This window comes from Paenibacillus sp. FSL R7-0652 (genome assembly GCF_038595045.1).
GTDB lineage: Bacteria > Bacillota > Bacilli > Paenibacillales > Paenibacillaceae > Paenibacillus.
This window is the reverse complement of sequence record NZ_CP152001.1, coordinates 3,797,722-3,820,103: the sequence shown is the minus strand read 5'-3', so window position 1 is coordinate 3,820,103 and position 22,382 is coordinate 3,797,722. Positions and strand designations below refer to the sequence as shown.

17 protein-coding genes are annotated in these 22,382 nt (G+C 48.7%); all 17 read left to right on the top strand.

What is annotated here, in order from left to right; genetic code table 11:
- Positions 1-20 precede the first annotated feature (20 nt).
- The 17 genes from MKY97_RS16915 (at position 21) to MKY97_RS16835 (ending at position 22,278) form a co-directional block, all read left to right on the top strand.
- Positions 21-1,028 carry an ABC transporter substrate-binding protein gene (locus MKY97_RS16915; RefSeq protein ID WP_342551497.1) on the top strand — a complete coding sequence of 336 codons (1,008 nt, stop codon included), beginning with the start codon at positions 21-23 and terminating at the stop codon, positions 1,026-1,028.
- A gap of 71 nt (positions 1,029-1,099) precedes the next feature.
- Entirely contained in the window at positions 1,100-1,894 is a 795-nt protein-coding gene (locus MKY97_RS16910; RefSeq protein WP_342551496.1) for an ABC transporter ATP-binding protein, read from the top strand.
- Positions 1,895-1,974: 80 nt separating this feature from the next.
- Entirely contained in the window at positions 1,975-2,736 is a 762-nt protein-coding gene (locus MKY97_RS16905) for an ABC transporter permease (protein WP_342556369.1), read from the top strand.
- 484 nt (positions 2,737-3,220) lie between these two features.
- Complete coding sequence (locus MKY97_RS16900) at positions 3,221-4,198, top strand: aromatic acid exporter family protein (protein ID WP_342551495.1); 978 nt, start codon at positions 3,221-3,223, stop codon at positions 4,196-4,198.
- Between the two features lie 75 nt (positions 4,199-4,273).
- Positions 4,274-4,834: an outer spore coat protein CotE gene (locus MKY97_RS16895; protein ID WP_123065763.1), complete on the top strand. Its 561-nt coding sequence runs from the start codon at positions 4,274-4,276 to the stop codon at positions 4,832-4,834.
- A 217-nt stretch (positions 4,835-5,051) separates the two neighbouring features.
- Positions 5,052-6,302 carry a hypothetical protein gene (locus tag MKY97_RS16890; RefSeq protein WP_342551494.1) on the top strand — a complete coding sequence of 417 codons (1,251 nt, stop codon included), beginning with the start codon at positions 5,052-5,054 and terminating at the stop codon, positions 6,300-6,302.
- Between the two features lie 201 nt (positions 6,303-6,503).
- The gene (gene mutS, locus MKY97_RS16885; protein ID WP_342551493.1) at positions 6,504-9,350 is read left to right on the top strand and encodes a DNA mismatch repair protein MutS; all 2,847 of its coding nucleotides are present in this window, start codon (positions 6,504-6,506) and stop codon (positions 9,348-9,350) included.
- Between the two features lie 22 nt (positions 9,351-9,372).
- The gene (gene mutL, locus MKY97_RS16880; protein ID WP_342551492.1) at positions 9,373-11,715 is read left to right on the top strand and encodes a DNA mismatch repair endonuclease MutL; all 2,343 of its coding nucleotides are present in this window, start codon (positions 9,373-9,375) and stop codon (positions 11,713-11,715) included.
- A gap of 18 nt (positions 11,716-11,733) precedes the next feature.
- Positions 11,734-12,519 (top strand): class I SAM-dependent methyltransferase, encoded by a 786-nt coding sequence (locus MKY97_RS16875; RefSeq protein ID WP_342551491.1) that lies wholly within the window; start codon positions 11,734-11,736, stop codon positions 12,517-12,519.
- Entirely contained in the window at positions 12,500-13,462 is a 963-nt protein-coding gene (miaA, locus tag MKY97_RS16870) for a tRNA (adenosine(37)-N6)-dimethylallyltransferase MiaA (RefSeq protein ID WP_342551490.1), read from the top strand. Before MKY97_RS16875 ends, miaA begins: the two co-directional genes overlap by 20 nt.
- Positions 13,463-14,021: 559 nt before the next feature.
- The gene (gene hfq, locus MKY97_RS16865) at positions 14,022-14,264 is read left to right on the top strand and encodes an RNA chaperone Hfq (protein WP_090916826.1); all 243 of its coding nucleotides are present in this window, start codon (positions 14,022-14,024) and stop codon (positions 14,262-14,264) included.
- A gap of 165 nt (positions 14,265-14,429) precedes the next feature.
- The gene (locus MKY97_RS16860; protein WP_342551489.1) at positions 14,430-17,087 is read left to right on the top strand and encodes a PBP1A family penicillin-binding protein; all 2,658 of its coding nucleotides are present in this window, start codon (positions 14,430-14,432) and stop codon (positions 17,085-17,087) included.
- 306 nt (positions 17,088-17,393) lie between these two features.
- Entirely contained in the window at positions 17,394-17,957 is a 564-nt protein-coding gene (locus MKY97_RS16855) for a DUF402 domain-containing protein (protein ID WP_342551488.1), read from the top strand.
- Between the two features lie 113 nt (positions 17,958-18,070).
- A complete protein-coding gene (locus MKY97_RS16850; protein ID WP_342551487.1) occupies positions 18,071-19,042 on the top strand; it encodes an AAA family ATPase in 972 nt (323 codons plus the stop codon).
- 113 nt (positions 19,043-19,155) lie between these two features.
- On the top strand, positions 19,156-20,442 hold the full coding sequence (gene hflX, locus MKY97_RS16845; RefSeq protein WP_342551486.1) for a GTPase HflX: 1,287 nt from the start codon (positions 19,156-19,158) through the stop codon (positions 20,440-20,442).
- 85 nt (positions 20,443-20,527) lie between these two features.
- Positions 20,528-21,781, top strand: coding sequence for a methionine gamma-lyase family protein (locus tag MKY97_RS16840; protein ID WP_342551485.1), 1,254 nt, complete (start codon positions 20,528-20,530; stop codon positions 21,779-21,781).
- 83 nt (positions 21,782-21,864) lie between these two features.
- Complete coding sequence (locus MKY97_RS16835) at positions 21,865-22,278, top strand: MerR family transcriptional regulator (RefSeq protein ID WP_056689944.1); 414 nt, start codon at positions 21,865-21,867, stop codon at positions 22,276-22,278.
- Positions 22,279-22,382: the final 104 nt, after the last annotated feature.

Genomic DNA, 22,382 nt, shown 5'->3' with positions numbered 1-22,382 from the left:
AGTATAAGGAGGGAAAGCGAATGAAATATACGCCATGGTTTGTCCGGGGCATTGTGATTCTCTTGATTTTCATTGTGGCGCTGATGAGCTGCAATAAAGAAGAGAACGAAGCCAAGATTACAATTGGTGAAGTGACTCGATCTGTATTTTATGCACCGGAATATGCAGCCGCGGCTCTAGGTTTTTTTGAAGAAGAAGGGCTGGAAGTAGATATCCAAACAACGGCTGGCGGGGATAAAACGATGGCGGCTTTACTCGCGGGTTCGGTGGATATCGCGCTGGTTGGTGCTGAGACGTCGATCTATGTCTACCAACAGGGGGCTGAGGACCCGGTCATTAACTTTGCTCAGCTCACACAGACGGACGGAACGTTTTTGTTCTCGCGTGATGCCCAGAAGAGCTTTGATTGGGAGCAGCTGAGGGGAAGTATTTTCCTTGGACAGCGTAAGGGCGGGATGCCTCAAATGGCCGGGGAGTTTGTCCTGAATAAACATGGCATTAACCCGTCGAGTGATCTGGAACTGATTCAGAATGTGGATTTTGCGAATATTGCGTCTGCCTTCGCTTCTGGCACAGGGGATTATGTACAGCTGTTTGAACCTCAGGCTTCCATTTTTGAACAGGAAGGCCGGGGGAAAGTGGTGGCTTCGTTCGGAACGGAGAGCGGGCACCTGCCTTATACCGTTTTTATGATCAAACAAAGTTATCTGAACGAAAACAAAGAACTTGTACAAAAATTCACGAATGCACTGCACAAAGCTCAGCTTTGGGTGGATTCCCATACAGCGGAGGAAATTGCGCAGGTGATCACGCCATTTTTCAAAGATATTGACCCCGCTATTCTGACCAGCAGCGTAAGTCGCTATAAGGAACAGGGTACGTATGCAGCAGATCCGATCATTGATGAGCAGGAATGGAACAATCTGCTGGATGTCATGAGTGCTGCCGGAGAACTGAAAAAACGGGTGGAACGGAATACGATTGTGAATTCGTCGTTTGCTGAACAGGCGAAATCACTGGCTCCCTGAGGGATGGAAGTAAGAAGAGTTAATTTAAAGTGAGAGCGAAATAAGGATATCAGGGAAGGAAGTGAGCAGTAATGCCTGATTCCGGGAATGTGATCCGACTGGAGAATATCTCTCAAGTCTATGTCAGTGAACGTGAAGCATCACTCGTCATTGAGGATTTAAGTCTGGAGATTGGCCAGGGAGAATTCGTGAGTCTGGTGGGACCGAGCGGGTGCGGTAAAACAACACTATTATCTATCATTGCCGGCCTGCTGAAGCCCACGCGGGGAAATGTCGAAGTCGAAGGCAAGCGAGTTCGGGGGCCCTCTGCCCGGATTGGCTATATGCTGCAGCAGGACTATTTGTTCCCTTGGCGGACCATTCTGGATAATGCCCTTATCGGGCTTGAGCTGACAGGAAATCTGGATGCACAGAGCAGGGAACGTACGCGCGAACTTCTCGTCAGTATGGGTCTTGGCGGGACGGAAGAACAGTATCCGTCCGAACTGTCCGGGGGCATGCGGCAGCGGGTGGCTCTCGTTCGAACACTTGCGACAAATCCGACGATCCTTCTGCTGGATGAGCCATTCTCGGCGCTCGATTACCAAACCAAGCTGCAGCTGGAAGATCTCGTCTCGGATACGTTAAAAGAGTATCGTAAAACCTCCGTGCTTGTCACTCACGATCTGTCAGAAGCGATTGCAGTCAGTGATCGTGTCATCGTACTGGACCGAGGCCCCGGACGCATTCGGCGCGAGTTCGATATTCCTGAACACATCCGGCAAGCACAGCCTTTTCATGCAAGGGAACAGGCAGGCTTCAACGAGCTGTTTCAAGCGCTGTGGAACGAACTTGTTCAGTCCGGAGGAGGTGAGAAAGATACGTGAGTCAGAACCATTCAGAACATGAGAAGCAAACAGGGCGCGAAGGCTGGCTGGGGCAGCTGCACCGTGACCATATCCGCAAGATGGCAAAGTGGCGGCATCATATTCTTGCGGTACAGCTGTCCATCTTAGTTTGTATGTTTTTACTCTGGGAGCTGGCGGGCAGGTTGCGTTGGATTGATGTACTGCTTTTCAGTTATCCGAGCAAAATTTTCGGTCAAATTGGCAGAGATGTCGCCAGCGGTGAAATATGGTCGCATGTGGGGATAACCGTAGGTGAAACAGTAGTCGGATTTTTGCTGGGGACACTTGTCGGAACGCTGCTCGCTGTTCTGATCTGGTGGTCTCCTTTTTTGTCCAAAGTACTGGACCCTTATATGGTTGTATTCAACAGCATGCCCAAGGTAGCGCTGGGTCCGATCTTTATTGTCATGTTCGGGGCGGGATTTACAGCCATTGTCATGACAACTCTCTCGATTACAGTGATTATTACAACGCTTGTTGTATACAACAGCTTCAACGAAGTCGATCCCAATTATATTAAGGTCATTCGTACGTTTGGCGGAGACCGCTCCGAAATTTTTGCCAAGGTTGTGTTTCCCGCTTCATTCCCTACCATCGTATCTACGTTGAAAGTAAATGTAGGTATGGCTTGGGTAGGAGTTATCGTGGGTGAGTTTTTGGTGGCGAAAGAGGGACTGGGATATTTAATCATTTACGGATTCCAGGTATTTAACTTCACACTTGTATTATCGAGTCTGCTTATTATTGCCACCGTGGCTGCGGCGATGTACCAGCTGGTTGTATATATAGAGCGCAAACTGTTAGCTGGACGCAGATCATAACTCGGAATATACAATCATGAATGAAAAACCTGCCAGCGTATCGCGGTCAAGTAGGGTAAGAGGGCCATTAGGGCACATTCGTATATCGTTGAGAACCATATGTATACACTTTCACAAGAGGTGTAACGTTGCTCGCGATTGTAAAATCAAGTAGGATATTTGATGGAAGCAAGTACTCCGTGCCGGTCAGGAACAAGAGGACGAATGGACGATTCGTCTGTCAATTCGGATTCTGATTCTATATTGGGATTCCAATACTGTAAATGAAAAGCAGTGCTGCTTCTTCGAAGCATGTTTCTGTGACCGGCATGTTCGCACATGCCGGTTAATGTCGTCTAGTTTCAAGCAGGTTGAGTCATACTAATGTGGGCTGTTCTAACTGATCTAGACAGGGTAATACAGACTGGACAAGGAGTAACATACGGAAACGGGCGATATATAGGGCCGCGAACTTTTGTGCAGCTTAGAGGAGATGGAATGTTAAATGGGTTTTAGGGTCATTAAAACAGCGATTGCAGCGCTGATGGCTGTTCTGATTGCGGACTGGTGCCGCCTGCCAGGGCCAACGTCAGCTGGTTTGCTTGCAATTCTGGGTGTGGATGTAACAAGAAAAAGGAGTATTCGCACGATATCGGCACGTTTTTTTGCATCTGTGGTCGGTCTTTTGTTTGCAAGTGTACTTTTTCACTTTCTCGGCTTCCATTATTGGGTGTTGGGAGTATACATACTAACCGCTTTTCCGGTTATTGTTCGGGCAGGTTTCAAGGAAGGCATTGTTACAGGTTCAGTCGTGGTGTTTCGAGTATTCAGCGGTGGGGAGATGGATCTGCATGTTGTTCTTGTGCAGGTCGCGCTGCTTTTGATTGGCCTTGGTTCAGCCATGGTTGTGAATCTGGCCTATATGCCGGCCGCTGATCCACAGATGCTTCGAATCCGCAAACGGATTGATGAGCTGTTCTCCAAAATTTTTCAGGAATTCGCGACTACGCTGCGTAATCCTAACGAAGTTTGGGCGGGAAAAGAATTGATTGAAGCAGATAAAGCTGTGCTCGGCGGAATCGAGGCCGCCAAACGCTCATTAGAGAATCAGGTCATTCATCCGAACGAGGGCTGGAGCGTATACTTTTATATGCGCAAAACACAGCTTGATTCTATACAGCACATGATGCACCTTGTGTCCCAGGTCTATCAGAAGATGCCGCATGCCGAGATGGTATCAGAACTGTTTGACCAGCTCAGCCAAGATGTGTTGACCGAATCATACACCGGAAGAACGGAAAAACTTCTGGCAGATGTGCAGGAAGAATTCAGACGTATGGAGCTTCCTGATACAAGGGAAGAATTCGAGATGCGTTCCGCTATTCTCCAGCTGTGCCGCGAGCTCTCGATGTATCTGAAAATCGCGAAGAAGGACAAGGCGCCTTCTCCAATATCAGATCGCTCCCAATCTGTAAACGAATAATAGAAAATAGTTGTCACCCTAGACGGATGTCCTGCATACACTTGTAGTGAATGATTGTATGGAGGAGGTTTAAAGATGTCATTGAGTCATAAACATCAATGTAGAGAGATTATCACGAAGGCGATCTGCGGCAAAGGTCGTAAGTTCTCTACCGTAACACATACCGTGACTCCGCCAAATGGTCCGACCAGTATTTTGGGGGCTTGGATTATCAACCACCAGTATGAAGCCGTATCAGCGGGGGACGGAATTGAAGTTATTGGTACTTACGATATCAACATCTGGTATTCCTATGACAAAAACTCACAGACGGATGTAGCCAAAGAAACGGTATCGTATGTAGAACATGTGCCTTTGTCCTATCTGGACCCGAAACACCGGACTTCCACAGTAGAGGTATCTGCGGATGCAACGCAGGAACCCAGCTGTGTGGAAGCCACAGTGTCCGCGGGCGGCGGCAGCGTAATTATCCGGGTTGAGCGGGAATTCGCTGTAGAGCTCGTGGCGGAGACTAAAGTATGTGTGAAGGTGTGCACGGATGGCTGCGGTGATTACGAAGACAAAGATTATGACTACGGCAGCGCTGATGGAGACTATGATGATCTCGATCCGGACCTGCTGGATGATGAGCTGTAAATCGCTTATTCAGGGTGATGCGTAATTCTCATAACCTAAGGTATCATATGCACCATACGGTGCGGTGAAGAGGGCGAAAGCCCTCTTTCTTTCATAAAGTACAAAAAATGGGTTGTGACGAGCCTGATGATGTGCCTGAAGAACCGAAACGGGAAGGCTCCGCAGCTGCGGAGTCTTTTTTTAATAAGCAGTGAGCGATGAAGAGAGGAGGGTCAGAATGAACGTCAAAGAAGAAGCGGAAGACGCAGTTCGAGCTTATACGAAGCTGAGTCCTGGCGATCGGATAGCGCGGCTGAAGCAGGCGGGAATTGAAGTGCTGTCCGCGAGTGAGCAGCGCAGACGGGAACCTGGACTTCGCGTACGATATGATGTAGATGTCAGCTGCCTTCAGGCCATTCGGATCAGACGCAGGGATACAAGTGGTATGGGAGCGAGGCAGGAAGGCGAGCTGGACCCGGAAGCATCTTCATCTGTGTATAAGCGAGTAGAGCGGCTTGCAATCAAAACGGTATATACTTTAGGACTGGATCATGGAGCCGTTCGCCTGGAAGCGTCGGGGAATCGCGGGTGTGCAGTCATTGCAGTCGATCCGAGCCCGTGGAAAGGGGTAACCGACCTTGCTGCACTGTACAGGGAAAGCTGGCATCAGCATCAGACTTTGCTTCATCAGGAGCAGCAGGAAAAAAGGATTCCTGTCATGGGTATGGACCCCGAATTTCTGCTGGTACAGATGCCTGAATCCAAAATCGTACCCGCTTCACGTTTTCTCGAACGTACGGGTGTCGCGGGGTGTGATTCCGTAACGATTGGCGGCAGACGTGTGTATCCCGTTGCGGAACTTCGCCCTGCACCGAGTGCGGAGCCCAAAGAATTGTTATCACATCTGATGCGAGCCTTTGCGGCTGCTTCACGCCGTATCAGCGACTCGTCTCTGATCTGGCAGGCAGGCGGTATGCCGCAGCGAGGGCTGCCGCTGGGGGGGCATATTCATTTTAGCGGCGTGCACTTGAACGGGAGACTGCTCCGTGCACTGGATAATTACTTGGCACTGCCGCTGGCAGTGCTGCAGGATCCGCGCGGGAAGGGGAGACGGCCAAGGTATGGGGCGCTTGGTGACTTCCGCTTGAAATCCTACGGCGGATTTGAATATCGCACCCTGCCGAGTTTTCTCGTTTCTCCGGTTGTGGCTAAAGGCGTCGTTTCCCTCGCGGGGCTGATTGCGTGCAGCTATAGTGAATTAATGCAGCGCCCTTTGAGCGAGGCGAACATTCATTCCGCATTTTATGAGGGGCGGCGTGAAATCATGATGGAGCATATTCCTTCACTGATGGATGATTTGATGCGGCTGCCTGAATATGTTCGTTATGAGCGGTATGCAGCTCCGTTAATGCGGCAATTCAAACGAGGACATACCTGGGATGAGAGCCGCGATATACGTAAACTTTGGAATATTCGGGTAGGCTCATGAAGAAGCGGCGTTTTTTTGTTATAATGAGTATAGGACTATTATTACGTTAAGATATGGAAGATATGAAGCAGTAAGCCCTTAAAGGAACAGGCGATTAGCCGAAAAATAAGGCGGAGGTGCGATCTTGGTGCCTGACCGCCTTATTGGCTTCCCAAGGACATTTCTTCCTGACATCATAGGAACGGATGGTGGATGGATATCATGGCTCAATATACGCCAATGATTCAACAATATTTGCAGGTGAAAGCCGAAGCACAGGATGCATTTCTTTTTTTCAGATTAGGTGATTTCTACGAAATGTTCTTTGACGATGCGATTAACGCTGCGAGGGAACTGGAGATTACGTTAACTGCACGAAACGGAGGAACAGACGACAAGATTCCGATGTGCGGTGTACCCTACCATTCGGCTGAAAATTACATACAGCGTCTGATTGAGAAAGGGTACAAAGTAGCCATTTGCGAGCAGATGGAAGATCCGACCGTGACCAAAGGTATGGTGCGGCGCGAGATCGTTCGTGTAGTTACGCCGGGAACGGTGATGGAAGGAAAGACGCTGGGAGACAAGTCCAATAACTATATGGTCTGTCTGACAGGAAGTCGGAACACAATGGCTCTTGCTGCTTGTGACCTGTCTACGGGGGAATTGTACGTCACATCGGTCCCTTATTCCAAAGAGTGGCTTAAAGACGAAATTGGCATCTATGAGCCTTCTGAACTTGTAGGGGATGCTGCCCTGCTGGAGCTCGTAGAATCCGAGTCATCTCCGATCGGACGCCCGGTGGTGTACACGGCCTGGACCAAGAGCAAAGAGGATCTCGTACGTCAGCAGTTTGGCGAGTCGGTATGGGCAAGATTGGAGCCGGAACGCCAGGCATGTGTAGCGCGCCTGTTTTCGTATCTGAGTGAAACGCAGAAGCGTTCGCTTGGACAATTAACACAAATTTCGGCGTATGAGCCGGACCATTATATGATTCTCGACCCGTTCACCCGTCGAAATCTGGAGCTTGTGGAAACGGTACGCGAGCGCTCCAAGAAGGGCTCGTTATTGTGGCTGCTGGATCGTACGGAGACGTCTATGGGTGCACGCATGATGCGCCGCTGGGTGGATAAACCGCTGCTGCAAAAAGGAAAGATCAATGAGCGGCTGGAAGCGGTGGATACGCTGTACAACCAGTTTATTCTGCGTGAGGATCTGCGTTCAGAGCTGAAAGACATCTATGATCTGGAGCGTCTCGTTGGACGGATTGCTTTTGGTAATGCGAATGGCCGTGATCTGAATGCGCTCAAATCGTCTCTGGACAAAATCCCGAGTCTGCGCCAGCACTGTGCGAATTCTACGTCAGATACACTTCGGCATATCGCCGAAATGATGGATGACTGCGCCGATCTGCGTGATGCCATCGGACAAGCCATTGTGGATGAACCGCCGGTGTCGGTCAGAGACGGTGGACTTATTCGCGAAGGATATCATGCGAGGCTGGATGAGCTGCGTGAGGCCTCGGTGAATGGTAAGCAGTGGATCGCCGAACTGGAAGCAAGAGAACGTGAGGCGACAGGCATTCGCTCGCTGAAAATCGGATACAACAAAGTATTCGGATATTATATTGAAATTACCAAATCGAATCTGGCTTCCCTTCCTGAAGGAAGATATGAGCGCAAACAAACGCTTGCTAACGCCGAACGTTATATTACACCTGAACTGAAAGAGAAGGAGACACTGATTCTTGAGGCTCAGGATAAAATGGTAGACATCGAATACAGCCTGTTCGCAGCACTGCGTGACCGTCTGAATCAGGAGATTGCAAGGCTGCAGAAGCTTGCCGAACAGGTGGCCGAGATTGACGTATATCAATCGTTTGCGGTAATTAGTGCGGAGCGTAATTTTGTGCGGCCCGTGCTGACGGATGGATACAATCTGGTCGTAGAGCAGGGACGTCATCCCGTTGTAGAGGCGGTGATGCGGGATGGGGCTTTTATTGCCAACCACACCGCGATGACCGAGGAAGAGGCACGTATTCTGCTGATTACCGGACCCAATATGGCTGGGAAAAGTACGTATATGAGACAAGTTGCGCTGATCTCGATTTTGGCGCAGATCGGCTGCTTTGTGCCTGCGGGACAAGCGGAAGTGCCGATCATGGACCGGATCTTCACACGTATTGGGGCTGCGGACGATCTCATCGGCGGACAGAGTACGTTTATGGTAGAGATGGCAGATATTCAAGTCATGACCGAAAAAGCAACTCCGCGCAGTCTCATCATCATCGATGAGCTTGGCCGTGGAACATCGACGAGTGAAGGGATGGCGATTGCGCAATCCGTTATTGAATATGTGCATGATGTGATCGGCTGTAAAGCGCTCGTCTCTACACACTTTCATGAGCTGGCCCACCTGGAGGAAAGTCTGGACAAACTGGCAAACTATTCGATGGCGGTCCAGGAGAGCGGCGATAAGGTAAACTTCCTGCGGAAATTGATTGCGGGAGCAGCAAGCAGCAGTTACGGCATCTATTGTGCGCGGCTTGCGGGACTGCCTGACAGCATCATTGAGCGTGCGAACGGACTGCTGCACGGATTCGAACAAGCCGCTTCACAAGTGGCCGTAGGCAGTGAGTTTGCGAGTGACCGGGGACAGCTGTCAAGTCAGCAGATGCAGACGCATGGTTTTAACTCGTCTGTTACCATGGAAGACCCGCTCATTCGGGAACGAAATACGAATGATGCTGCTGCGAACATGGATACAACGTTAACAGCGCTGAATGAAAAGGCAGATGCGGCCTCTCCAGAGAAGACGACAGGGCACGTTGACCATGAGGAAAATGCTGCGGCTGTTTCTAATCAGAAACAGCCGGAGGTTGTGCAGTTGTCCATCTTCGATGACGAGGAACCGACAGCTCTGCAGCCTTCACGAACGGTTGTGGTGGAGGATAAACCTGCACGTGAACTGATCCGTCATATGAAAGAGATTGATGTGATGAACATGACACCGCTGCAGGCGATGCAAATATTAAATGATCTTAAATTGAAGGCACAGCAATTATCCTGAGTAACCGGGAGGAGGAGAACCTGTGGCGAAAATTCATGTACTGGATGAACATATTGCCAACCAGATTGCGGCGGGTGAGGTTGTTGAACGGCCTGCATCCGTCGTGAAGGAGCTGCTGGAAAATGCAGTGGATGCGGGGGCCTCAAAAATTGAAGTCGCGGTGGAGGAAGGCGGTCTGCTCCGCATCCGGGTAAAAGATAACGGCTCGGGCATCGAGCCGGATGATCTGGAGACGGCTTTCTACCGTCATGCGACCAGTAAAATAACTCATGGACGTGATCTGTTTCAGATCACAAGTCTCGGTTTTCGCGGCGAGGCACTGCCAAGTATTGCAGCTGTCTCCAAGGTGGAGGTGCTGACCGCCAGCGGGGACGACGGGCGAGGACGACGGATCGTGATTGAAGGCGGTAAGCTCTGCACGCACGAGGATGCTGCATCACCACAAGGGACAGAATTTGTGGTGAAGGAGTTGTTTTACAACACGCCTGCGAGACTAAAATATATGAAAACCATTCAAACGGAGCTGGGGCACATCTCCGACGTGTTATATCGTATGGCGATGTCACATCCCCATATCTCGTTCACCCTTCGTCATAATGAAAATACGCTGCTGCAGACCCTCGGCAATGGTGATCTGCTTCAGGTGGTTGCAGCAATCTATGGAACAAGTGCGGCCAAAGCGATGCTGCCGATTCAGGGTGAAAACCTGGACTACAAGATCAGCGGTCTGATCAGTCTGCCAGAATGGACGCGCGCGAACCGTGCAGGAATGTCCACGATTGTGAACGGACGTTATATCCGCAATTACGGTCTGAACCAGGCGATTCTGAAGGCCTATCATACGCTGCTGCCGATCAATCGCTTCCCGCTTGTGGTAATGCAGCTGGAGATGCATCCTTCGCTCGTGGATGTGAATGTACATCCAGCGAAGCTGGAGGTTCGATTCAGTAAAGAGGCGGAGCTGTATGAATTTGTGGAGGCGACACTGCGCGGTATTTTGCGGCAGGAGGTACTGATTCCGCAAGTGCGGAAGCAGCAGATCAGGCGCGGAGATGACAGTTCTTTTATTCAGGAACAATTTCTTTTCCCGAGAGGGCCCGTGAAAGAGCAGGATGTTAGCGAGGGGTACGGGCAGCAGGGTCCGCTGGGGAAAGAAACGATTTCTCCCAAACCAGCTGTCTCATCCCCTCTCTCAGCATTAGGAAAAGTTGAGGATGATCATTCGGATCTGGATGCCCCTGCGGAACCGGGAACTTTACTGGAGCAGAATACTTCTGACGCAGCACAAACGGTTCCTTTGCCTGAAGCTCCGCCGGAGACATCTCAAGCTTCTGGACCAATGGACCAGTGGAATGATTCGCAGCTGATGCAAACTAGTTCTGCTGGTGAAGCGGGACAGATGGATGGGAAGTTATATAAGGAACAGATTGACACGGATGGAGAAATGAAGAATGGACGCCAGGATGCTGAAGTGTCTGGAAGCTCCGACAATAATTCGAGTTCAAGTGCAGATACAAGTGCGAGTACAGGCGAAAGTTCAGAAGTGAATACAGGCGGCGGGCCTGTGATGAATGCAGGCGACAGCAGAAATGCTGAACAGAGTCCTGCTGGACGCAGTCAGACCGAAGCGTATCGTTCAGCTTCCTACACCTCTCCCGTGAGGGAAAGCCGTACACTATACTCCTCCGTCTCTGGTCCAAGAGCAGACCGAAACTGGAAAAATACTTCGATGCCTGATCCGGTCAAGCTGGCGGCGGCGATTCAATCAGATGCTTCGATGCCTGCGTTCCCCGAACTGAGCCTGATTGGTCAGCATCACGGCACGTATTTGATTGCACAGAATGATGAAGGTTTGTATTTAATTGACCAGCATGCAGCCCATGAACGTGTCAATTATGAATATTATTACGAGAAGTTTGGCAATCCGGCTCAGGCTTCGCAGGAGCTGCTGCTGCCTATTACACTGGAGTTCACACCTTCGGAAGCGGAAAAGCTGAAGGCGAGACTTTCCTGGTTTGAACAGGCGGGGGTGTATCTGGAGCATTTTGGCGGGCAAACATTCCGTGTACGCTCTCATCCATATTGGTTCCCGAAAGGGGACGAAAAAGACATTATCGAAGAAATGTCCGAATGGGTTCTCAGTGAGCGCAGTATTGATGTAGCGAAGATGCGTGAAGCAGCTTCCATTATGTGCTCCTGCAAAGCTTCTATTAAAGCAAACCAGAAGCTTACTGATCAGGAGGCAGAGGTTTTGATCCAGCGTTTGGGTTCATGCCGGCAGCCGTATACGTGTCCGCATGGACGGCCGATCGTGATTTCATTTTCAACGTATGATTTGGAAAAGTTATTTAAACGAGTGATGTAGTTTTTTTAGGGGGAAATTATGTATATAACGACGGGTGACAAGGAGGCTGCCTCTCTGGTGGAGCGTGCGCGTGCATTGGCCGCTGCAACCGGGGGCACCTACGTACCGCGCAGCAGAACGTCTCTGCCCAAACTGCTTGAGCAGTATGGTATTCAGGAAATTCTGGTCGTGCTGAAAGGGAGGGCACGCTTGTTCCGCAAGGACGAGTCCGAGCTTGAATTTCATCCGAGTATGGGGTTTGTACGTGCCAAACGTGTGCTGCGGGGAGAATCTGACCCGATGCTGGAAGCGGGGGCTGTGGTTAAAGGTGATACGGTGGTGGACTGTACGGCAGGTCTCGGCTCGGATTCGCTTGTATTTGCGGTTGCTGCAGGTGATCAAGGACGTGTTATTGCTTGCGAAAGTTCCGAACCTCTCTATACGCTGCTGCTTGATGGGATGTCTCATTATGAAAGTAATGAGCCTGATGTAGACCGGGCGTTTCGACGGATTGAACTGCGAAATCAGGACCACCTGGAACTGCTTCGTTCCCTGCCTGACCGGAGCTGTGACACGGTTTATTTTGATCCGATGTTTCGTGAGCCGATGATGGATTCTAGTGCGATCAAGCCTTTGCGAAATTATGCGAATGCTCATGCACTGGCAGAAGAGAGTATTACAGAGGCAAAAAGGGTCGCCCGCAAGCGAGTGGTGATGAAAGAAAAGCGCGGCAGCGCAGAGTTTGACCGACTTGGATTTCAGGTGCTGGATCGGGCTAATGCAAAAACGTTGTACGGAGTGATTAATGTTGAGATCGGAAGTTAATACAAAACCGAAGCTGCTGGTGCTGGTTGGACCGACAGCTGTAGGCAAAACGAGACTGAGCATCGAGCTGGCACAGGCTTTTAACTGTGAGGTGATCTCCGGAGACTCCATGCAGGTCTATCGGGAGATGGATATCGGAACGGCCAAAATTACACCAGCAGAAATGAAGGGCATCCCCCATCATCTGATTGACATTCACGAACCGGAATATCCCTATTCCGTGGCTGAGTTCCAGGAAAGCTGCACCCGCTTGATCCCCGAAATTCAAGAACGTGGGAAACTGCCTTTCATTGTGGGTGGTACGGGACTTTACGTGGAATCGGTATGTTACGGGTTTCAATTTTCGGAAAGCGGTTCGGACGAGGCTTTCAGGGAAGAGCAGTTCAGCTATGCTCAGCAGCATGGTGCACAGGCTCTTCATGATCGTTTAAGGGAAGTAGATCCGGTTAGCGCAGATCGTCTGCATGCAAATGATCAGCGGCGCATCGTACGTGCGCTTGAAATCTTCCATCTCACAGGGGAGAAATGGTCAGATCAGCTGGCTGCGCAGAAAAAAGAGTCTCCGTATGATCTGCTTATCATTGGACTTACGATGGACCGTCAGAAGTTATATGCACGGGTCGAACAGCGCATTGATTTAATGATCGAGCAGGGCTTGGTAGATGAAGTGAAGGCGCTGCTGGAACGAGGCGTTGCGAGAGGCCATATTTCCATGCAGGGCTTGGGATACAAGGAAATTGCCGCCTATTTGCAAGGAGAGGTCAGTTGGGAGGCTGCTGTGGAATGGTTAAAAAGGGATACACGCCGGTTTGCCAAACGTCAGCTTTCCTGGTTCCGTCATATGAAGGATATTCAGTGGGTGGACATGACGGATACCGAAAATTATGAAAGTCAATATAATCAAGTGAGTGAATGGATTAAACTGAAATTTAACGGAGTTTAGCATTGGAAAACCTCTGCCTTTTCGAAGAAAAGCTGGAGGTTTTTTTAAATGTTTTTTAACACTATGAAAATGGAAAAAAACAACTTTTCAAAAATGTTTCAAGGAGGCTGTTTCAGGATAAAATTTAAGTGATCATTCTTCAACATTTTTAAAAATGAAAGTTTACAAAACAAGCTTCGAAGATAAGAAATCAGAGGTTAAAGCTCCGGCTCAGACCTTATGGAAAGCCTTGATTACTTCGAAGGATTTTTACCAAGCTCAATCTTTTTCTGCTAGAGTTTATTCACAATCTTGGCGTACGAGCGCTTAAATTGTACGAGTTGGATTTGGTTCGCCGTTATTACGTGAAATTTGTCCCTCTTTTGCAAATCTGTAAGGCAGTGTATAATGGATATGTCTTCTAGTTTCCAAGCCTCTTGGCAGGGGGATGCCAAACGGAGGACAAGGGGTTTTTGTGGATTATATGAAACTGTTCATGATATAATAGCACGAAAGCTACTCAGCGATATTGAATATTTCTTAAACTACGAATTCAAATGAACCAATGGGGGTACGGCTAATGAACAAGTCCATCAACATCCAAGATACGTTCTTGAACCAACTGCGGAAAGAAAATATTCCGGCTACGGTCTATCTGACTAACGGCTTCCAAATCCGCGGGACGATCAAGGCATTTGACAATTTTACGATCGTCATTGACAGCGACGGACGCCAGCAAATGGTCTATAAGCATGCCATCTCCACGTTCACGCCGCAACGCAGCGTATCGCTGATGCAGCAGGACAACGGCGGCGAAGCTTAAAAATTCCGAAACCTTTTATTAAACCATTTCGTCTAGATGTATAGGAAGTGAACAGAGCAACCTAATAAGGGTTGTTCTTTTCATTCCGGGCAAAATAGGTTTAATATAAGCTTGTGCTGTCAGAGAAATAGAAAACATGCAACTGAAAGGGAGTCAGGAGGGAACATGCCAAACGATCCGTTATCGAGGTCTAATAATCGCAACAACAATAGCAAGTCCAAACAAAAAGCGAAACCAAAGACCTCTAAAAAGAAAAAAATTACGGGTAAGCGCGTGGGGTGGACTTTATTTTTCACCATAGCCATCGCCATATTTTGTGCATTAGCTGGATATTTGTTTATTCTGATCAACGGTGAGAAATTGCTTAAAGCTAATATGAATAAAACGACGATTAATGAAACTTCAAAAGTATATGATCGCAACGGTAATATTATGGGCGAGCTTTCGATTAAAAAGCTTGAGCCCGTAGAATCGGATGATATTCCTGATTTGGTCAAAAAAGCATTCGTCGCAACCGAGGATAAACGATTCTACGAACACCAGGGTGTAGATCTCTGGTCCATTGGCCGTGCGGCGGTCAAAGATATTATGGCACGATCTATGGTGGAGGGCGGCAGTACGCTGACCCAACAGCTGGCCAAAAATATGTTCTTGTCGCGTGACAAGACATTTTTCAGAAAAGCGACGGAAGTATCTATCGCAACGGCTTTAGAACGTACGTTTACAAAAGATGAAATTTTGACAATGTACTTGAACCGGATTTTCTTTGGTCATCAGCGTTACGGGATCAAGGCCGCTTCGGAGTTTTATTTTGGACAAAAAGATTTAAATCGATTGGAGTTGTGGCAGATTGCAACCCTGGCTGCTATGCCAAAAGGGCCTTCTGCGTATAACCCGCTGAGCAATCCGAATGATTCAAAAGCACGCCGCGGTGTAGTCCTGCAATTAATGTTTGAACAAGGGTATATCACCGAGGCAGAGATGAATAAAGCAAAGGCAGTCGATTATAAGTACACACCGCCTGAGAAAGACAGAAAATATCAAGCCTTTATCGACTATGTGCTCCGTGAAGCGGAACGCGTAACAGGCATGACGGAAGACGATCTCAACATTGGCGGTTTCAAAATTTTCACAACGATGGACGCGCAGGCTCAAACGGCTATGGAGAGTGCCTTCTCGGATGACAGCTTGTTTGAGGCAAGTAAGGATGATCAACAGGTGCAGGGTTCAATGGTGATTATGAATCACGAGAACGGCAGTCTTGTTGCTTTGCTGGGTGGACGTGATTACCAGACGAAAGGCTACAGCCGGGTCACCCAGAGCCGGAGACAGCCGGGTTCAGCATTTAAACCAATTGTATCCTACGCTCCGGCGCTTGAGACAGGACAATACAGCGCGAACTCTGCGCTGAGCAACGCGAAGCAGTGTTTCGGCAATTATTGTCCAGGCAACCTGCACGGATATTCTTCCACGATCAGCATGACGGATGCTATCACGAAGTCGGAAAATATTCCGGCCGTGTGGCTGCTGGATAAGATCGGAGTGAATACCGGTGTTAACTTTGCGAAGAGTGTAGGCATCCAGTTAACGGATCAGGACAAAAACCTGGCGATCGCTCTTGGCGGTCTCAGCAAAGGCACGAATACGCTGGAGATGGCTCAGGCATACAGTGCATTTGCGAATCTGGGCGAGTACCAGCAGGCTTATTCGATAAAAGAAATTAAGGATAGTTCCGGTAAAACGACCTATAAACATGATAAATCGGATACGAAACGAGTCATGAGCGAACAGAATGCATACCAGCTTACACAGATGCTGCAGAATGTAGTTAACGATGGTACAGGGCGTTCGGCTCGTCTGGATCGTCCGGTTGCGGGTAAAACCGGAACTGTACAGAGCGGTATCGCTGGCAACAGTTCTAACCGTGACGTCTGGTTCGTAGGTTACACGCCGGAATGGACCGGTGCGGTCTGGATGGGCTATGATAATCCAGATGCAAAACACATGCTCAAGAACAGCAGTAAGCTGTCTGCAGCGTTTTTTGCCAAGGTTATGGGGGACGCATTAAAAGGCGTTCCTGTGAAGGATTTCAAAGCACCTGCGGGAGGGCAAGCACCTCCGCCTGTAGAAGAACCGCAGAAACCGGAACTATCGGTTAGCGGATTGAACGCATCTTATGATCCTAACACGCAGACTGTCTCGCTAAGCTGGACTGGAAATGGCGATTCGAGTACACAGTATCGTATATATCGAAAGGAGACTTCAGAAGCCGAATTTACACATTTGATTGATTCTGTAGGTTCAACCAGTGCTCAGGATTTAAGTGCGCTGCCGGGTCTCACCTACGAATATTATGTAACGGCTTTTGATCTGTCTACCGGACAGGAAACCGGCCCGTCCAATACCGTCTCGCTGATGATTGAAGCACAGGAGATCGAGCCGCAGCAGCCAGAGCCAACAGAACCTGAACCGGGTACAGAACCAGAAGTACCAGGAACGGATAACCCGGATAACGGAGGAACGGATAACGGGAACCCGAACGGCGGCAATGGCAATGGCAATGGAAGCGAGAATGGCAATAACGGGAATGGTAATAATGGAAACGGAAATGGAAACAATGGCGGTGGCCCTGAGAACGGTAACGGTCAGCCAGGCGATGGCAGTAATCCGCCAGGTCAAGGTACAACAGACCCCGGAAGCGATGGCCCAAGTGATGGGCCAGTAACGACCCCGGGCGAAATCGTCACACCTGAAAGTGGAACGAATGGAGATAGTGGGGGAACGGAGACACCTTCTTCACCTCAATCAGGTTCGGGAGGATAAAAACACGTTATTTCGTGATCCGCAATGAAAGATAAGCTTTGTCAAAACTGCTTCCCGGTTCGCCGGTGAAGCAGTTTTTGTTATGCAGCAAAGACAGGCTGATGCACGATATCTATAATCAAGCAGTACATGATAAAATGTACAGAAGGCGTGGTTTTGAGTGTATTCATGAAATATGGTAAGCTGTAACTATTCGTAATACGTTGTGAGGAGCAGGTGAGGTGTGCTTGCTCTTCAAGCAGACGTGTACTTGTTCACCAATCTAAATGCAGATCATGGATCTGTAGTCGGCAAAGAGGGGTTCGTATGAAACGGAAATTCGGGGATCGCGCAAACTGGCGCCGGATTACGAACCGACAATTTACATGCCGGTTCGTTCAGTCCAAAATTTTTACAGGTTATATTACGCTGTATACCATACAGGATTTGAAAGAACCTTTGTGGAAGACGTATGGAGGAACTACCTTTTGTATTGCGGACAAGGGATATTCCTGGCTGCAGTACTATCCAAAGGGAGAACACTTTGTTGTTACAGCCATGTTTGATAATCAGCAGCGGATCGTAGAATGGTACATTGATACCTGCCGCAGTCAGGGAATTACGGATCAGGGTGTTCCTTGGTTTGATGATCTATACCTGGATGTTGTTGTGCTTAAGGATGGAGAGATTTTTTTGCTGGATGAAGATGAGCTTGAGGATGCTTTGTCTCGTAAACATATCACAACAGCAGACTATGATCTCGCCAACAAAACGGCGAAGGAACTGCTGCACGCGATCGACGCACATGTATTTCCATACTTCCAATTATCATTGAAACATAGACAGACGCTGTTCGAGAACGGGGAGTTTCGCAAAAACATACAAGTCTAGTGTGCATTTTGCAAACGAGAACTTTTCTTGTACATCCTTCTAATATCTGGGCACCTGATAGAATACATTAATAATCAGGAGAGATCAGCCCGATAAAATAGAGGTGATGGCGAATGAACGGACGGGTCATGGCTGCGGGTGGGCAGCCGGGAGGCAGACCTTCCAGACAAATTAATGTGGTATTACGTAACCAGGAGCCTCAAATACTCGCTAAAGATGAAGCACTCTCGGTACAGGCAGCCAAAACGATAACGAAGCATGCACACTTTCAAGAGATTCAGGGTGAACTGGAGCAGCTGGTTGGACTTGAAAACATTAAGGAATTGGTATTTGAGATTTATGCTTTTCTTCAGATTGCTCAGATGCGCTCCGAGGCAGGTCTGCTGAGCGGGGCACACGTGTATCATATGGTCTTCAAAGGTAACCCGGGAACGGGCAAAACAACGGTAGCCAGAATTGTAGCCAAAATGTTTCAGAAGATGGGCGTGCTCAGCAAAGGGCATCTAATTGAAGTAGAGCGCGCCGACCTTGTCGGTGAGTACATTGGTCATACGGCACAGAAGACCAGAGATTTGGTCAAAAAAGCACTTGGCGGCATTTTGTTTATCGATGAAGCGTACAGTCTGGCTCGCGGTGGGGAGAAAGATTTTGGTAAGGAAGCGATTGATACTCTTGTTAAATCTATGGAGGATCATAAAAATCAGTTTATTCTGATTTTGGCGGGGTACTCGGAAGAGATTGATTTTTTTCTGCAGACGAATCCCGGCTTACCTTCCCGCTTTCCGATTCAGGTTGAGTTTCCAGACTATACGATTGACCAATTGATTCAGATTTCGGAAATTATGGCTAAAGAGCGTGATTATATTTTGATGCCGCAGACCATACTCAAGTTAAAGCAGCATCTGCTTCAGGAAAAGAATGATTCGCTGCATGCCTTTAGTAACGCAAGGTATGTACGGAACGCCATTGAGAGATCGATCAGGCATCAAGCTGTTCGGCTGCTGGAGCAGTACACGGATGGGAGTCCGGGGAAACTGGAGTTAATGACGATTCGTACGGAGGATTTGAAGTTTGAACGAAAGTAAGCGATAATAGCCTTTTAACACAGCCGGCCGGGTTAACCGGTTCGGCTTTAGCCATGCCGCGGGATCATGGTGGCTTTAGGCAGCAGAGATCGAACAGAGGAGTGAATCTATAGATGACAAATGGCACACATAATACGGATACAACCAAGAAAGACCGTGCGGTACTGGTCAGTTTGGTAACCGATGAAGTGAAGCGTTCAGGTATTAATCATGAATATTCATTGCAGGAGCTCGTGAAACTTGCTGAAACCGCAGGTGTCGAAGTTCTCAGTGTATTAACCCAAAACCGGGAAACGCGGGATACCAAATGGTTTATCGGTAAAGGAAAGGTGGAAGAGCTGCGCTTGGTTGCAGATGAACTGGGCGCAACGACGGCTATTTTTGATCAGGAATTGTCCGGAGCTCAGGTGCGAAATCTCGAAGAGACGTTGGACCTGAAAATTATTGACCGTACTCAGCTGATTCTTGATATTTTTGCGCAGCGTGCGAGTACGCGGGAAGGGATTATTCAAGTTGAACTGGCGCAGCACAGCTACCTGCTTCCTCGTTTGTCCGGACACGGCAAAAATTTGTCGCGGCTTGGCGGGGGGATCGGTACAAGAGGTCCGGGTGAGAGCAAACTGGAGACGGACCGCCGTCATATCCGGGGCCGCATCGATGACTTGAAACGTCATCTCGAAGAGGTTACACGCCATCGTAAACTTCACCGGGAGCGCCGTAAAAAAACAGGTATTGTTCAAGTGGCGCTGGTAGGTTACACGAATGCGGGCAAATCCACATTGTTGAAACAGTTAACCGCTGCTGATGTATACATTCAGGATCAACTGTTTGCTACACTGGACCCGACATCCCGTACGATGGAACTTCCGAGCGGTAAAGAAATCGTGCTCACCGATACGGTTGGTTTTATTCAGAATCTTCCTCATGATCTCGTTGCTGCATTCCGCGCTACATTGGAAGAAGTTAACGAAGCTGATCTGATTCTGCATGTTGTAGACGCTTCCTCGGAGATGCGTGAGGATCAGATGAATACGGTTAACGCGATTCTGCAGCAGCTGGGTGCAGGGGACAAGCCTCAACTTGTGCTCTATAACAAAAAAGACGCCTGCACGCCGGAGCAGTTAGAAATGCTTCCACTGGATGAAAAGCATATCAAAATCAGCGCACTTGATGAAGCGGATTTGATCAAAGTTCGTGAATTGATCCAGACGGAGCTGACGGGTGATACGAAACGCTTCCGCATTCCAGCGGAGCGCGGTGATCTGACTTCTGTACTATACAAAATTGGTGACGTTGTGGGAACGGAATACGATGAAAATGACGTCATTTATGAAGTAGAACTGCAAAAAGGCGAATATGAAAAATTCGGTTATTTACTTGAAGATTTCATCGATCTGTAATATTCATGACATATTAATGTGATAAGTTGACACGGGAATTGATAAGCTACGTCAGTTTCGTGCTATAAAAGGGGAATGAAGCAGGATGGCAAGTTTTGATTCAAACATTGTAGAACTTCAGCAGCGGGTAGAACGTCAGATTGAAGGACAGCTGCAGCAGGTGGATCGCATTGTGGATCACAACCAATGGAAGGTCATTGATGCGTTTCAGCGCAGAAAAGTGAGTGATTTTCATTTTGCAGGGTCCACAGGGTATGGCTATAATGATCGCGGACGTGAGGTGCTGGATGAGGTGTATGCGGATGTATTCGGTGCAGAGAGTGCACTGGTGCGTCCTCATTTTGCCTCAGGCACACACACCATCAGCACAGCGCTGTTCGGGGTGCTGCGCCCAGGTGACGAGCTCTTGTACATCACGGGTAAGCCTTATGACACGCTCCATAAAGTAATAGGCAGACCCGGTGACGGAACCGGGTCCCTGCGTGATTTCGGGATAGGTTATGCTGAAACAGCACTGACACCCGCAGGTGGAATCGATTGGAATGCGGTGGAGAAACACATAACTCCAGCAACGAAAGTTATAGGTATTCAGCGTTCCCGTGGTTACGACTGGCGGTCCTCTTTTACCATTGCAGAGATTGCTGAGATGGTGTCACGTGTCAAAGCATTGAAACCAGACGTTATTGTATTTGTAGATAATTGTTACGGTGAATTTACGGAAGAACGTGAGCCTACGGAAGTCGGGGTGGACCTCATGGCAGGTTCGCTGATCAAAAATCCTGGCGGCGGGCTGGCGGAAACCGGAGGATACATATGCGGTAAAGAGAAATATGTACAGCTGGCGGCGTATCGTCTTACAGCACCCGGCATCGGTGCGGAGGTAGGGGCCATGCTCGGAACAACGCGAGGCATCTATCAGGGACTTTACATGGCTCCGACAATTGTTGGACAAGCGATTAAAGGAAGTATTTTCGCGGCGGCGATGTTTGCTGCATCCGGATTTGTGACCAAACCCGCATGGGACGAGCCTCGAACCGACCTAATTCAGGCTGTGCAGTTTAGTTCGGCTGAGCATTTAATCGCCTTCGTACAAGGCATTCAGCAGGCAGCAGCAGTAGACAGCCATGTTGTGCCTGAGCCTTGGGACATGCCCGGCTATGAGCATCCTGTTATTATGGCGGCAGGTACCTTCATTCAGGGAGGAAGTCTGGAGTTGTCGGCTGATGCACCCATACGAGAGCCTTTTATCGGGTACATGCAGGGCGGATTGACCTACTCTCATGTTAAATATGGCGTTTTAATGGCATTACAAGCGATGAAAGATCGTAAATTATTGTGAGTTTATCTAACACGTCATTGACACTTTGTAACAACTAAATGTACAATAGGGTCAAGAATAGACGAACTGGAAGGTTGATGAACATGGGCGACGAAATTCGCAGAAATATGGCCTTATTCCCAATAGGTATCGTAATGAAGCTTACCGACCTGTCCGCAAGACAGATTCGTTATTATGAGCAGCACAGTCTGATTGTTCCTGCGAGAACTTCAGGTAATCAACGCCTGTTTTCTTTTAACGATGTCGAGCGACTGCTGGAGATTAAAGCCCTGATTGAAAAGGGAGTTAACATTGCAGGCATCAAACAGGTTATGAATCCTGTATCAAAAGAGTCTGAAGAAGCAACGGTAATTACACCGGATACAGAAGTGAAACGCAGGGAGCTATCGGATACGCAGCTGCACCGTTTACTGAAGCAGCAGCTTGTGTCTGGCAAAAGACCTGGGCAAGTATCTCTCATTCAAGGTGAACTATCTCGTTTTTTCAATAAAAAATAATGAATTCACCTAACGAGGCGGGTAAGGTAAATTACAAATTTCTCATGTCAGACTCCTTGACCCGTGGAACATTCTAATGTACAAATATAACAGGCAAGCCAAAT